This window comes from Sphingomonas sp. LY29 (assembly GCF_035593985.1).
Lineage (GTDB): Bacteria > Pseudomonadota > Alphaproteobacteria > Sphingomonadales > Sphingomonadaceae > Sphingomicrobium.
Genome location: NZ_CP141587.1, coordinates 2264772 through 2279040, shown reverse-complemented (window position 1 = coordinate 2279040; position 14269 = coordinate 2264772). Strand labels below are relative to the sequence as shown.

At 65.4% G+C, this 14269-nt stretch carries 13 protein-coding genes; 4 read left to right on the top strand and 9 right to left on the bottom strand.

Annotated features, from left to right (window positions below; genetic code table 11):
- Genes cysQ through SH584_RS11655 form a run of 6 tightly spaced genes read right to left on the bottom strand, consistent with a single transcriptional unit; the run spans position 1 to position 6753 of the window.
- Positions 1 to 831 carry a 3'(2'),5'-bisphosphate nucleotidase CysQ gene (gene cysQ / locus SH584_RS11680; protein WP_322840998.1) on the bottom strand — a complete coding sequence of 277 codons (831 nt, stop codon included), beginning with the start codon at positions 829 to 831 and terminating at the stop codon, positions 1 to 3.
- Positions 828 to 1607: an SDR family NAD(P)-dependent oxidoreductase gene (locus SH584_RS11675; protein ID WP_322840999.1), complete on the bottom strand. Its 780-nt coding sequence runs from the start codon at positions 1605 to 1607 to the stop codon at positions 828 to 830. The genes cysQ and SH584_RS11675 overlap by 4 nt, the downstream gene beginning before the upstream one ends.
- Entirely contained in the window at positions 1604 to 3496 is a 1893-nt protein-coding gene (locus tag SH584_RS11670) for an acetyl/propionyl/methylcrotonyl-CoA carboxylase subunit alpha (protein ID WP_324807282.1), read from the bottom strand. The genes SH584_RS11675 and SH584_RS11670 overlap by 4 nt, the downstream gene beginning before the upstream one ends.
- Positions 3493 to 4095: a lysophospholipid acyltransferase family protein gene (locus tag SH584_RS11665; protein WP_322841001.1), complete on the bottom strand. Its 603-nt coding sequence runs from the start codon at positions 4093 to 4095 to the stop codon at positions 3493 to 3495. The genes SH584_RS11670 and SH584_RS11665 overlap by 4 nt, the downstream gene beginning before the upstream one ends.
- Before the next feature lie 58 nt (positions 4096 to 4153).
- Positions 4154 to 5140 (bottom strand): biotin synthase BioB, encoded by a 987-nt coding sequence (gene bioB, locus SH584_RS11660; RefSeq protein ID WP_322841002.1) that lies wholly within the window; start codon positions 5138 to 5140, stop codon positions 4154 to 4156.
- Between the two features lie 11 nt (positions 5141 to 5151).
- A complete protein-coding gene (locus SH584_RS11655) occupies positions 5152 to 6753 on the bottom strand; it encodes a carboxyl transferase domain-containing protein (protein ID WP_322841003.1) in 1602 nt (533 codons plus the stop codon).
- A gap of 113 nt (positions 6754 to 6866) precedes the next feature.
- Between SH584_RS11655 and SH584_RS11650 the strand changes: the two genes are divergently transcribed.
- On the top strand, positions 6867 to 8957 hold the full coding sequence (locus SH584_RS11650) for a M13 family metallopeptidase (RefSeq protein ID WP_324807278.1): 2091 nt from the start codon (positions 6867 to 6869) through the stop codon (positions 8955 to 8957).
- Positions 8958 to 9096: 139 nt separating this feature from the next.
- Here SH584_RS11650 and SH584_RS11645 read toward each other — a convergent pair whose 3' ends face one another.
- Positions 9097 to 9966, bottom strand: coding sequence for a c-type cytochrome (locus SH584_RS11645; protein WP_324807277.1), 870 nt, complete (start codon positions 9964 to 9966; stop codon positions 9097 to 9099).
- Positions 9967 to 10126: 160 nt separating this feature from the next.
- Between SH584_RS11645 and SH584_RS11640 the strand changes: the two genes are divergently transcribed.
- From SH584_RS11640 to SH584_RS11630, 3 genes are all read left to right on the top strand, one after another.
- Positions 10127 to 10687, top strand: a complete 561-nt coding sequence (locus tag SH584_RS11640; protein WP_324807276.1) for a hypothetical protein — start codon at positions 10127 to 10129, stop codon at positions 10685 to 10687.
- Between the two features lie 94 nt (positions 10688 to 10781).
- Positions 10782 to 10988: a hypothetical protein gene (locus SH584_RS11635; RefSeq protein ID WP_324807273.1), complete on the top strand. Its 207-nt coding sequence runs from the start codon at positions 10782 to 10784 to the stop codon at positions 10986 to 10988.
- A gap of 59 nt (positions 10989 to 11047) precedes the next feature.
- Positions 11048 to 11326 carry a hypothetical protein gene (locus SH584_RS11630; protein ID WP_324807271.1) on the top strand — a complete coding sequence of 93 codons (279 nt, stop codon included), beginning with the start codon at positions 11048 to 11050 and terminating at the stop codon, positions 11324 to 11326.
- Between the two features lie 304 nt (positions 11327 to 11630).
- Here the strand turns inward: SH584_RS11630 and chrA are convergent, their stop codons facing one another.
- A complete protein-coding gene (gene chrA / locus SH584_RS11625; RefSeq protein WP_324807269.1) occupies positions 11631 to 12830 on the bottom strand; it encodes a chromate efflux transporter in 1200 nt (399 codons plus the stop codon).
- 184 nt (positions 12831 to 13014) lie between these two features.
- A complete protein-coding gene (locus SH584_RS11620) occupies positions 13015 to 14172 on the bottom strand; it encodes an acyl-CoA dehydrogenase family protein (protein ID WP_324809564.1) in 1158 nt (385 codons plus the stop codon).
- Between the last annotated feature and the right edge of the window lie 97 nt (positions 14173 to 14269).

The window sequence follows — 14269 nt, the reverse complement described above, 5'->3', positions numbered from 1 at the left end:
TTAGACGCCCTGCGGCAGGTCGCCGCCGCCGCCGAACATTTCCAGATAGGGCCCGATCGCGGGCGCTTCCCATCCCGCCGTCGCGCAGAATCCGCGATTGAGGAACGCTGTCTTTCCATAGGCCAGCGGCGACCCATCGGTCCCGTCGACGCGCCCGCCCGCGGCCAGCAGGATCGCATGACCCGCCGCCGTGTCCCACTCGCTGGTGGGCGACAGCCGCGGATAGATGTCCGCCTTGCCTTCCGCGACGATGCAGAACTTAAGGCTCGATCCGACCGACACGTGCCCGCAGGCGCCGACCGCCTGCTCCAGATAGTCGGCGGTCGCTTGGTTGAAGTGCGACTTGGACGCGACCGCGTCGCGTTCCTCGCCCAGTTCGCGCGTTCGGATCGGATGACGCCCGGCCGAATCCTCGACGAACGCCCCGCCGCCGACGACTCCGCCCCACAGGCGGTCGGTCGCGGGCTGGTAGACCACGCCAAGCCGAGGCGTGCCGCCCACGATCAACCCGATATTGACCGTGTAATCATCGCCGCCGCGGACGAATTCCTTCGTCCCGTCAAGCGGATCGACCAGGAAATAAGTATCGCCATGGCTCGGAATCCGCCCCTCGGCGACTTCCTCCTCCGCGATCACCGGAACGCCCGGTGCCGCTTTGGCCAGCGCGTCGAGTATGACCGCCTCCGCCGCGCGATCGCAAACCGTCACCGGCGACAGGTCGGACTTGGTCTCGACCTCGAAACCTGCCGCGACCAGCTTCAATATCTCGGCCCCGGCCGCGCGCGAGGCGACGACCAGGGCTTCGAGCAACTGGGCTTCGTTTTCGATCAACGCGGCGCCATCCGGATGCCGCCGTCCAGGCGAATGCTCTCGGCGTTGAGGTAGACATTCTCGACGATGAACACCGCCAGCTTGCCATATTCCTCCGCGGTGCCGAGCCGCTTCGGGAAGGGCACCTGCGCCGCCAGCGCGTCCTGAACATTCTGCGGCATCATCGCCATCATCGGCGTCTTGAAGATGCCGGGCAGGATCGTGTTCACGCGAACGCCGTCGTTCATCAGGTCGCGCGCGATCGGCAGCGCCATCGCCAGCACGCCGCCCTTCGATGCCGAATAGGCCGCCTGCCCGATCTGCCCATCCTCGGCCGCGACCGAGGCGGTGTTGATGATCACCCCGCGCTCGCCGTCGTCCATCGGCTCACTCGCGACCATTCCGTACGCCGAATGGCTGATGCACCGGAAGGTGCCGACCAGGTTGATCCCAATCGCCAGTTCGAACTGGTGCATCGGATAACGCTTCAGCTCCCCCGTCGCCTTGTCCTTGCCGACCGTCTTGACCGCGTTGGCGACACCCGCGCAGTTGACCAGGATCCGCTCCTGCCCGTGCGCGGCGCGCGCCTTTTCGAACGCCGCCGCGACCTTGTCGTCGCTGGTCACGTCGACTTCGCAGAATACCCCGCCGATCTCACCAGCGACCCTTTCGCCGCGCTCGGAATCCCGGTCAAAGATGGCGACCTTGGCGCCCTTCGCCGCCAGCGCCCGCGCGGTCGCTTCGCCCAGTCCCGATGCGCCGCCGGTGACGACTGCCGCTGTTCCGTCGATCTTCATGATGCTTCCTTCTTTTCGATTTTCACCAGCAGCGCGTCGACCGCGACCTGCGCGCCTGCACTTGCATTGAGTTCGGCGACCACTCCGTCAAACGGCGCGGTCAGCCCATGCTCCATCTTCATCGCTTCCAGCGTCAGCAGCCGCTGACCCTTGGTCACTGCGTCGCCCGCGGCCACTTCGACCGAGGTCACCTTGCCCGGCATCGGCGACAGGATCGCGCCATCGCCCGCCGCCGCGCCGACCGATCCGCGCGCCGAACGGTCGAACGCAAAAGCCTGCCCTTCGAGGAAGACGACCACGCGCTCTTCGTCGCGGAAGCCCGCGACCGGGGCGACCTCGCCCTCGTCGTCGAGCGCGATCGTGCGGAATTTGCCGCCCTGCCCCAATGCCACCGACGCGTTGCGCGCACCGTTGAGGCGGAAGCCCGCCAACTCGCCAAAGCCGGGCTCGTCCTCATCCTCGGCAAGCGCCACCGCGGCCGCCCCGCGCCAGACGGCGTCATCAGGCTCGGCATCGGGCACCAGCGAGTCGCTTTCGCGCGCGATGAAGCCGGTGTCGATCGTCGCATCCTGGAAATCGGGATGCAGCAAGGCGTTGAACAGGAAGCCCGCGTTGGTCCGCACCGGCCACACTTCGATCTCGTCGAGAATGTCGACCAGGCCCGCGATCGCCTCGTCGCGGTCGTCGCCGTGCGCGATCAGCTTGGCGATCATCGGATCGTAGAACGGCGAAACCTCATCGCCTTCCTCGACCCCGGTTTCGACCCGGCCCCAGAAGTCGTCGCCCTCGTCGCCAAGGTCGAAATGCTCGAGCGTGCCGACGCTCGGAAGGAAGCCCTTCGCCGGATCCTCCGCATACAGCCGCGCCTCGATCGCCCAGCCGTCGATGGTCAGCTCGTCCTGCCTCTTCGGCAGCGGCTCGCCGCTCGCCACGCGCAATTGCCACTCGACCAAGTCGACCCCGGTGATTTCCTCGGTCACCGGATGCTCGACCTGAAGCCGGGTGTTCATCTCCATGAACCAGATGCGGTCGGCGCGAAGCCCGTCGCTCGCGTCGGCGATGAATTCGATCGTCCCCGCGCCCTCGTAGTCGACTGCCTGCGCCGCCTTGACCGCGGCCCCGCACACCGCCGCGCGCGTCGCTTCGTCCATGCCCGGCGCGGGCGCTTCCTCGATCACCTTCTGGTGGCGCCGCTGCAGCGAGCAATCGCGTTCGAACAGGTGGACGACATTGCCATGGGCATCGCCGAACACCTGGACCTCGATATGGCGCGGGCTCTCGATCCATTTTTCGATCAGCACGACGTCGTTGCCGAAGCTGCTCGCCGCCTCGCGCTGACAGCTTTCCAGCGCGTCTAGGAAATCGGCCGCGGCATCGACCTTGCGCATGCCCTTGCCGCCGCCGCCCGCGACCGCCTTGATCAGCACTGGATAACCAATCCCATCGGCCTCGCGCTGCAGCCGCTCGGGCGTCTGGTCTTCGCCCATGTAGCCCGGCGTCACCGGCACGCCCGCCGCCGCCATCAGCGTCTTGGCGGCGTCCTTCAGCCCCATCGCGGTGATGCTCGCGGGCTTCGGCCCGACCCACACCAGTCCGGCGTCGATCACGGCCTGCGCGAACTCGGCATTTTCGCTGAGGAAGCCATATCCCGGGTGGATCGCCTCGGCCCCGGACGATTTGGCCGCGGCAATGATCTTGTCGCCGACCAGATAGGATTCGCGCGCCGGCGACGGGCCGATGTGGACCGCCTCGTCGGCCATGCGGACATGCAGCGCGTTCGCGTCCGCGTCCGAATAGACCGCGACGGTGCGGATCCCCATGTCACGCGCGGTGCGAATGATGCGGCAGGCGATCTCGCCGCGGTTGGCGATAAGCAGGGAAGTGATCATGGCTGACCGCCTAGCGTGTCGGGGGCCGCCTTGGAAAGATCGGCGGCGGCAATGCCGTCCTCGATCCTCTTGAAGCGCGGATTGTCGGGCTCCATCGACCGATAGAAAGCCGCCAGCTTCGCAAGGTCGGCGCGATAGTCGCCCGTCGGCATGATCGCCGGGCCGATCATCCCGCGCCGCCGCGCGCGATTGACCCAGGCCGGCACGATCGGCACCCCCGCCCCCATCGCGATATGGTAGAAACCCGATCGCCACTGCCCGTCCGACGTGCGCGTCCCCTCGGGTGCGATGACTAGTGCAAGCTCATCGCGGCGATCGAATTCGGCGACGACATGCTCGACGAACTTCGCGCGCTTGGACCGGTCGACGGGAATGCCGCCCATGTCCAACATGAAGCGCCGCATCGGCCAGCGGAACAGGCTCCGCTTGCCGGTGAAACTGGGACGGACGCCAAGCGCGTCGGTCACGCCGAGGAAGATGGCAAAGTCCCAGTTCGACGTATGCGGTGCCCCGACGAAGACGAACTTCGGCGCGGTCGGCTTGGGGCCGCTCACTCGCCACCCGCGCCGCTTGAACAGGCCGACGAGGACCCACCGCACCAATCGGGAAACGAGCGACGGCGTTCTCACCAGAGGAAGCCGCCCGGGGTCTCGCGCATCACGCCGCGACCGCGCTGCGCATCGGTTCCTCGGCGCTCATCGGCACCAGGCCCAGCTTCGCAAACAGGGCCGCGTCCTTGCTGTCCCCGGCATTGGCGGTGGTCAGCAGCTTGTCGCCGGTAAAGATCGAATTGGCGCCCGCCATGAAGCACAACGCCTGCGTCGCCTCGCTCATGCTTTCGCGCCCCGCCGACAATCGGACCATGCTTCGCGGCATCGTGATTCGCGCGACCGCGACGGTGCGCACGAACTCGATGTCGTCGATCAGTCGCTCGCCCGCGAACATGTCGCCAAGCACCGTCCCCTTGACCGGAACCAGCGCATTGACCGGCACGCTTTCGGGGTGGCGCGGAAGCGTGGCCAGCGCATGGATGAACCCGACGCGATCGCTGCGAGTCTCGCCCATCCCGACGATCCCGCCGCAGCACACGCTGATCCCCGCGCACCGCACTTCCTCAAGCGTATCGAGCCGTTCGGAAAAGGTGCGCGTGGTGATGATGTCGCCATAATGTTCGGGCGAGGTATCGATGTTGTGATTGTAGTAATCGAGGCCGGCATCCTTCAGCGAAGCGGCCTGCGACGGCGTCAGCATGCCCAGCGTCATACAGGTTTCCAGCCCCATCGCCTTGACGCCAGCAACCATCGCGCAGACCTTGTCCATGTCGCGGTCCTTCGGCTCACGCCACGCCGCCCCCATGCAGAAGCGCTGCGACCCCGCCGCCTTGGCCTCCGCCGCCGCGGCGAGCACCGCGTCGACATCCATCAATTTCTCGGCCTTCAACCCGCTGTCGGCATGCACCGATTGCGAACAATAGCCGCAGTCTTCAGGGCAACCGCCGGTCTTGATCGACAGCAAGGTGCAAAGCTGCACCTCTCCGGCGGCATGGTGCGCGCGGTGCGCTTCGGCGGCCCGAAACACGAGCTCGGGAAACGGCAGGTCGAAGAGCGCCGCGATCTCGTCGCGAGTCCAATCGGTACGGATCATTTTATGTTCAACTACATCCTGAAAATGCCGAACGACGGCCGTTCGGGGATCGGGGCGTTGAGGCACGCCGCGAACGCCAGCCCCAGCACGTCGCGCGTCTGCGCGGGATCGATGATGCCGTCGTCCCACAGCCGCGCAGTCGCGTGCCACGGATTGCCCTGCGCTTCATAATCGTCGCGGATCGGTTGCTTGAACGCCTCCGCCTGCTGGGGCGTCCAGCCGTCGGCGTCGCGGTGCACCGTCGCCAGCACCGACGCCGCCTGCTCGCCGCCCATCACGCTGATGCGGCTGTTCGGCCAGGTGAACAGGAAGCGCGGACTATAGGCGCGCCCGCACATGCCGTAATTGCCCGCGCCGAAGCTCCCGCCGATCAGCACCGTCACCTTGGGCACGCTCGCGGTCGCGACCGCGGTGACCAGCTTGGCGCCATGTTTGGCGATGCCCTCGGCCTCATACTTTCCGCCGACCATGAAGCCCGAGATGTTCTGCAGGAACAGCAACGGGATCCGCCGCTGGCACGCCAGCTCGATGAAGTGCGCGCCCTTGACCGCGCTCTCGCTGAACAGCACGCCATTGTTCGCCAGGATCGCGACCGGCATCCCCCAGATATGCGCAAAGCCGCACACCAGGCTCGTCCCGTACAGCGCTTTGAACTCATGGAACTCGCTGCTGTCGACCAGGCGCGCGATAATCTCGTGCACGTCGTACGGCGCGCGCACGTCCTCGGGAATGATCGAGTAGAGATCTTCCGCGTCATACGCGGGCGGCCGCGGCTCGCGCAGCTCGATTCCCGCGCCCGCTTCGCCGCCCAGATGCGACACGATGTCGCGCACGATCGTCAGCGCATGTTCGTCATTTTCGGCCAGGTGATCGACCACGCCGCTGCGCCGCGCATGAAGGTCGCCGCCGCCCAGATCCTCGGCGCTGATTTCCTCGCCCGTCGCGGCCTTCACCAGCGGCGGTCCGGCCAGGAAGATCGTTCCCTGCTCGCGCACGATCACGCTCTCGTCGCTCATCGCGGGGACATAGGCCCCACCCGCGGTGCAGCTGCCCATCACGCACGCGATCTGGGCAATGCCCTTCGACGACATCTGCGCCTGGTTAAAGAAGATTCGCCCGAAGTGGTCGCGGTCGGGAAAGACCTCCGCCTGGTGCGGCAGATTGGCCCCGCCGCTGTCGACCAGGTAGATACACGGCAGGCGGTTTGCCTCCGCGATTTCCTGCGCGCGAAGATGCTTCTTCACCGTCATCGGATAGTAGGTGCCGCCCTTCACCGTGGCGTCGTTGGCGACGATCATCGCCTGCCGCCCCGACACGCGCCCGATGCCCGCGATCATCCCCGCGCCCGGCACTTCGCCGTCGTACAGGTCGCCCGCCGCCAATTGCCCGATCTCCAGGAATGGCGAGCCCGGATCGAGCAGCCGCTCGACGCGGTCACGGGGAAGCAGCTTGCCGCGCGACACGTGCCGGTCGCGGCTCTTCTCGTTTCCGCCCAGCGCCGCCTTGGCGACGTCGGCGCGAAGCTGCTTCGCCAACGCGCGATTATGCGCCGCACGCGCCTTCGATTCGTCGCTCGAAAGGTCGATCTTGCTGTCGATGCGCGCTGCGCTCATCCGGTTTCCATCCCCGTTCGTCGAAACTGACGTGCATTCAGCGCCTAGCGTCCCCGATGCGTCTTGCAAAGCGGTGGACCGGGACAAGGCTCGCCGCGACCAAGGAGAGTAAGATGCGCACCAAGATGATCGCCACGCTGCTGGGCAGCGCCGCCCTCGCGCTTGCCACCGCTGCCTGCAACACCAGCACCGCCGGCAACGAAGCGACCGAGCAGGCGGCCCCCGGCGACAAGGCCGGGATCGACCTCGCCGCGATGGACAAGTCGGTGAAGCCCGGCGACGATTTCTATGCCTATGCCAACGGCGGCTGGATGCGCAGCGCACAGATCCCCGCCGATCGAAGCTCGGTCGGCGGCTTCTTCATCGCCGACCAGCAGCGCGAGAAGAACAGCATCGAATTGATGGACGGGCTGCTCAAGTCCAACGCCGCGGCGGACACCGACGCGGGCCGCATCGCCAATTATTACAAGGCCTATCTCGACACCGCCGCGATCGACCGCGCCGGGATCGCGCCGGCCAAGGCCGACCTCGACGCCATCGCCCGCATCGCCGACAAGCGCGCGCTCTCGGCGGCGATCGGGTCGAGCCTGCGCGCCGACACCGACCCGCTCAACGCCACCAATTACCAGACCGAAAATTTGTTCGGGATCTTCGTCACGCAGGGCCTGACCACCCCGGGCGAAACGCTGCCCTACCTGATGCAGGGCGGGCTCGGCCTGCCCGAGCGCGAATATTATCTCGACGCCGCCGCCGACAAGGCCGCGCTTCGCACCCAGTATAAGGATTACGTCGCCAAGGTCCTCGCCGCCGCGGGCAATCCCAACGCCGCCGCCGCCGCGCAGCGCGTCGTCGATCTGGAAACCAAGATCGCCCGCGCCCATGCCAACCGCGCGGAGAGCGAGGATTTCGCCAAGGGCTCGACCGTCTGGACTCGCGCTGAGCTGGAGGCGGCCGCCCCCGGCATCGACTGGCCCGCGCTGCTCGGCGCGGCACAGCTTGGCAACGCGCCCAAGTTCCAGGCCTATCACGCCACCGCCATTCCGCGCCTCGCCGCGCTCGTCGGCTCCGAACCGCTCGACGCGTGGAAGGACTGGATGGCGTTCCACACGCTCAACCAGCGCGCCAACGTCCTTCCCGCCACCTTCCGCGACGCCAGCTTCGCCTTCAACGGCACCGCGCTCAACGGCACGCCGCAGCAGCGTCCGCGCGACAAGCAGGCTCTCAACGCCGCATCGGCCGCGCTCGAAGGCGCCTTTGGCAAAGCCTATGTCGAAAAACACTTCCCGGCCGCGTCGAAGGCCGAAATTCAGGGCATGGTCGACAACATCAAGAACGCCTTCGCTGCGCGCGTGCGCGGGCTCGACTGGATGGCCCCGACGACCAAGCAGGAAGCGGTCAAGAAGGTCGAAACGATCGTCGTCGGCGTCGGCTATCCCGACACCTGGCCCGATTATTCGTCGGTCACGATCAGCCCGACCGACGCCTACGCCAACGCCAAGGCGGCCGAACTCGCCCACTACCGCCAGCAGATTGCCAAGATCGGCAAGCCGATGGACCGCGCCGAATGGTGGATGCCGCCGCAGCTGGTCAACGCGGTCAACCTGCCGGTGCAGAACGCGCTCAACTTCCCCGCCGCGATCCTCGTCCGCCCCTTCTTCGACCCCAGCGCCGATCCCGCCTACAATTATGGCGCGATCGGCGGCGTGATCGGGCATGAGATCAGCCACAGCTTCGACAACAACGGCGCGCTGTTCGATTCCACCGGCCGCATGCGCAACTGGTGGACCCCGACCGACTTCGCCCGCTTCACCAAGTCGGGCGAAGCGCTCGCGCGGCAATATGACGCCTACTCCCCTTTCCCCGGGGTCAACGTCAACGGCAAGCTGACGCTGGGCGAAAACATCGCCGACGTCGCCGGACTGACCGCCGCCTACGAGGCCTATCGCGCGTCGCTCGGCGGCAAGGAATTGCCCGTCCTCGACGGCCTGACCGGCGACCAGCGTTTCTTCATCGCTAATGCGCAGGCATGGGCCACCAAGATGCGCGACGAAGCGCTGAAGGCCCGCATCGCCACCGACGGCCACGCGCCGGGCCAGTACCGCGCGCTCACCGTCCGCAACCTCGACGCCTGGTACAAGGCGTTCAACGTCCAGCCCGGCGACAAGCTCTACCTCAAGCCCGAAGACCGAGTGAAGATTTGGTAAGCCCAAGCCGCCGAGCGTAGCGAAAGCGGAGCGAAGCGAGCGTCGCTAGGCGAGAGTCGGCGCGGGTCGGCCAGCCTGCCGCGAAGCGGACAGGTCTGACGTCACGGGAATAACTCCCGTGACGCTACCCGCCCCACATCTACCTCGCCGCCACCTTCCGCTCCGCCCGCGCCCGCAAATACGCGATCAGCGCACTCCGCTCGCGCGGCGTCAGATACGCAAAATGCTTCTCGCCGACGATCGTCATCAGGCCCAGATCCTTGCGCGTCTTGCCGACGCCCTTGGTCAGCAGCGTCGTCATCTCCGCGTCCGAATACGTCCCGACGATGTCGAGGTCGGGCACCACGATCCCCGGCCCGAACTCGGGATTGCCGGTCAGGTCCGCGCCATGACATTCGGCGCAGGTCGCCCCGGCAAGGTAGCGCCCGAACGCATGGTCCGCGCCCAGGTCGGGGGGCAGCTTGTCGCGATATTCGGCGATGTACCCGCTCGTCGGTTTCAGCTTCCCGTCGGCGACCAGCTTCTGGGCCAGTTCGCTCAACGCCGGCGGCGGGGTCGCCTCGCCGCTCGGCTTGACCGTGCGAAGGTGCGCGATCAGCGCCTTCATGTCGGCATCGCTCAACCGCTGGAAAATTTCCGATGGCATGATCCACATGTCGCCGCGCGTCGGATGCTTGCCGGTGCGCAGCAGCGCTTCCAGCTGCGCGTCGCTCATCGTCGGCATCACACGGGTCAGGTTGGACGCGTAGAGCTTGCCAAGCTCGGGCGCGTCCTCGTTGAACAGCTTGCCCTCGAGCGTCGCGGTGTGACAGCCGGTGCACCCGACGATGTGCGACAGGCGCTCCCCGTGCGCGAGCATCGCCGCCCGCCCCGGCGCCGCCGCTCCCTCGAAGGTCAGCGCGGCGGGCACGACGGCCCCCTCGGCCGCCTCCGCCTTCGCCACACCGGATTGTTCAGGACTGCACGCCAACAGGCTGGCCATCGCCAGCAGGACCACCGAAATCCGCATCGCGTCTCTCCCCTGCTCGACGAGTTGATAACGCGGATTTAATGAAAAAGCGATGACTGTGACGTACGTGGAGGAACCCAGCGTATTTGCTGGACGTCGGTTTCGACCCATTGCAGACATTGGCCGCAGATGGGAAAGACAGCCTGCAATGGGGGGCGTCGTGAGCGCATTTGAATTCGTCTTTTCGCTTTTTGGTCTTCTGCTCGGCTTCAGCCTGGTCGAGGTGCTCGGGGGACTTGCCCGGACCTTGGAAGCACGGCTGCGTTTAGGGCAAAGCTATAAAGTGGGTTGGTTGACCCCACTTCTCGCCCTGTTCGTGATGCTTGATCTCATGACCTTCTGGCTGGCTGCCTGGCGCCTTCGGGAGGGGCTGACCGTTTCACTTGCTACTTTGACCGCTGGGCTAGCGTTCGCAGGAAGTTACTACCTTGCAGCGCACCTTGTCTTTCCCCCGAGGGACGTAAACGCACCCGATCTCGACGCACACTACTTCCGCGTAAAGCGCTGGGTACTCAGTATCTTGTTCGCCTTGTTCGCTATCCAAGTCAGCTACTTCCTGATGGTGCCTGAACTGGCCACGCTCATCAGCAGTTGGCAAGCGGTCCTCTCTGTCTCACTATTCGGGCTGATCCTGGCTGCCGCGGCTTTCGTAAGTGGCCGAGGTCTGAACATCGCTTTGCTAATGATCCTCACACTCCGTTACCTCGTCCTGATTTTCTGAGCGGCCCGGGACTAGCAATGTCCGCTTCCCCCCACAGCAGACGGTCTGCTTTCGACCCATTGCAGACACGGCCAATGGCATTACACCTCGCCAAATGAAGCGATTTGTAGATGCACTTTATGGCCCACATCACGCAACTATGTTCGCTGCGCTCGGATGGATTGGAACGGTCGTCTTGGTAGCCGATGCCTTCGGCGTATTGGAACCAGACTACCTCATTCTCGCCTTCGCTGTCGCATTTTCTTACTGGATTGGCGTCGCCATAGAGCCTGGCCTGTTTGGCGGTGGCGAGAAACGCTAATCGCAGATTGGCTGCTTCCCACCCATTGCCGACGTTCAGCCGACCGGTAAGATCGACTGATGATTACCTTTGGCGGCTATTCCAACGACGAACACAAAGCATCTCTCGTCTGTCGGCACGTTCTGAGCGGAGAAAGCATCCTCAGCGTGTTTCATGACGAGGACGGTGACTTGCATTTTAGTTGCGGCAGCGACGGGCACTCGGTCGATGATTGGCAGGTGGTCGGCCTTAGCCATCTGGCAAGCAGGTTGGGAGCGCTTGAAGCATTCCCAGCGTTGCCGCCCGAAACCACCGCTTGCCGCGTCTCGAAGGATGATCGCTGGCGGGTGGAAAACTGAGCTACCCCCGGCTTCCGCTTTCCACCCATTGCGAACATTTTGCCGGACCACACGGAGGTTCAGGCGCTCGACGGCTCAGGCGGCCGCATCAGAGATCGTCGTGTTGCGAGACGGCCGGTCGAGCGTGACCGTCAGCATTCCGGTTTCTCATTCCGGTAGCGATGTCGTCCATGTCACGAGGGAGGCACTTGCAGCTAGTCTGAGCTACACATTCAAAGACTTTCGCGTTACTTCGACGACACGTTCCTGACCGGGTTGATCACGTCCACTTTCAAGCCGTTGCAATCGTTAGCGGCGGCGGCGTCTACCCAAGAGCGACGGCTCCCGCCAGCGCGCCCAGCGCCAACACCACGAACGTGCTCAGCCGATGGCTCCAGCCTGTCGTGATGGCGAGCGCGACCGAGAAGATGACCGCGCTCGCGACCAGGTTTGGGCTTCGATCGACCGCCGCCACGCCCAGTTCGATCAGGGTCACCACGATCAGGCCCACCACCGCGGCGGCGACGCCCGACAGGAATTTCTGCAGTCGCCGATGCTCGGCCAGCGCTTCCAGTCGCTCGTAGAAGATCATCGACAAAGCGAAGGCCGGCAGGAACATGCCCGCGGTGATCGCCACCGCCCCCGCCGGCCCGCCGCACACCCAGCCCACGAACGTCGAGAAGATGACCAGTGGCGCAGGCAGCACGCCCGCGAGCGCCACCCCGTCGAGGAATTGAGCGTCGGTCATCCATCCCCGCCCCACGCTGTCGTCGCGGACGAAAGGAATGGCGGTGTAAGCCCCGCCAAAGGTCAACAGGCCCCCCTTCAATCCCGCGAAGAACAGCGCGAGCGTCGTCGCCGCCGATGCATCCGCCGAGACTACCAAAGGCTCGAACCGCCAGCCTGCGACCGCGACGCTGACGGCCCCCGCAACGGCCAGGACCGCAACAGCCGGGATGAAGCGCTTGGTTGACGCCATGGCATAAGCCGCCCCCGCCGCCGGAAGCACGATCCAGAAGCTGGCGCCGAGCAAGGACGCGCCTGCCGCGCCGAGCATCGCCGCCCACAGCCAGCGGTCGAGAAGGATGTGTTCTCCGATGCGGTGGATCGCACGGGCAATGACCGCGAGCACCGCCGCCTGCACGCCCAGGAACATCGCGCCCAACACCGTGCCTTCGATGCGTAGTCGCGAATAGCCCCACGCCAGCGCCATCATCAGGACGAAGCCGGGCAGCATGAAGCCTAGCCCCGCGAGCAGCCCGCCGAGACGTCCCTTGGCGCGAATCCCCAAATGGACGCACAGCTCATGGGCTTCGGGTCCTGGCAATGCCTGCATGACCGCCAGCAGCCGGTTGAACCCTCCGCTACCGATCCATCGTTCCTCGTCCACGAGTTCGCGGCGGATCATCGCGATCTGCGCGACCGGGCCTCCGAACGCCAGCAAGCCGAAACGAAGAAAGCGAAGGAAGAGGGCCAGATAGCCAATTTCGGGCGGGCGTGGCTCCGCATTGGCATCGTCGTTCACGGTCGTGTTGGCGATAGGACGGTTTCCCTTTTCGCTGTCCTACAGTCCTGACGTCGCGCCATACTGCCGCCCGCCCGTTGCTAACGGACCACGGAGCGCCGCCGCGAGCAAATTCCTTAAGTTCGCAAAAAGAGCCTGAAAATGCGCCTCACTCCACGAACTTTGTGAACCTAAGCGCGCATGCCTAGCCGCCGATAAGCTCGCGGCCAATCAGCATCCGGCGGATCTCGTTGGTGCCCGCGCCGATGTCGAGCAGCTTGGCGTCGCGCATGAAACGCTCGACCGGCCAGTCGCGGGTATAGCCCGCGCCGCCCAGCGCCTGCACCGCTTCGCCCGCCACCTCGAACGCGCTCTCGCTCGCCAGCAGGATCGCCCCCGCCGCGTCGAACCGCGTGGTGCGGCCGGCGTCGCAATTCTTCGCCACCGCATAGACATAGGCGCGCGCCGAATTGAGCGCGACATACATGTCCGCGATCTTCGCCTGCATCAGCTGAAATGCGCCGATCGGCTTGCCGAACTGCTTGCGCTCGCGGACGTAGGGAATGACGACGTCGAGACAGGCCTGCATGATGCCGAGCTGGATCCCGGCAAGCACCGTGCGCTCGTAATCGAGCCCGCTCATCAACACCCCGGCACCGCCGCCGACTGGGCCCATCACTTGGCTGTCGGCCACGAAGCAGTCGTTGAACACCAGCTCCGACGTCGGGCTTCCGCGCATGCCGACCTTGTCGATCTTCTGCCCGATCGAGAAACCGCTCATTCCCTTTTCGATCAGGAAGGTGGTGAAGGCCTTGCTCGGCTTGTCGTCGGCGCCGCCGGTCTTGGCATAGACCACCAGCGTGTCGGCATAGGCTGCGTTGGTAATCCAGAATTTGGTGCCGTTGAGGACATAGCCGCCGTCGACCTTTTTCGCGGTCAGCTTCATCGACATGACGTCGCTGCCTGCTCCCGCCTCGCTCATCGCCAGCGCGCCGACATGCTCGCCGCTGATCAGCTTCGGCAGATATTTCGCCTTCTGCTCCTCGTTCGCCCAGCGGCGGATCTGGTTGACGCATAGGTTGGAATGCGCGCCGTAGCTAAGGCCGACCGACGCCGATGCCCGCGCGACTTCTTCCTGCGCCACGACATGCTCGAGGTAGCCGAGACCAAGCCCGCCCCACTCTTCCTCGACCGTGATGCCATGCAGCCCAAGCTCGCCCATCTGCGGCCACAGCTCGATCGGGAAGCGGTCGGCCAAGTCGATCTCCGCCGCGATCGGCTGGATCCGATCCTCGGCAAAGCGGCGGGTGATGTCGCGGATGGTGTCGGCCATTTCGCCAAGGTCGAAATCGAGGCCGGGCATGTCGGTCATTCTTCTCTCCTGTTGCCGTGGCGCTAGCAGAGGCGGAAGCGTTTGAACAAGGCGCGCGGCGGCCTTATGTGCAGTTGCGAAAACATCT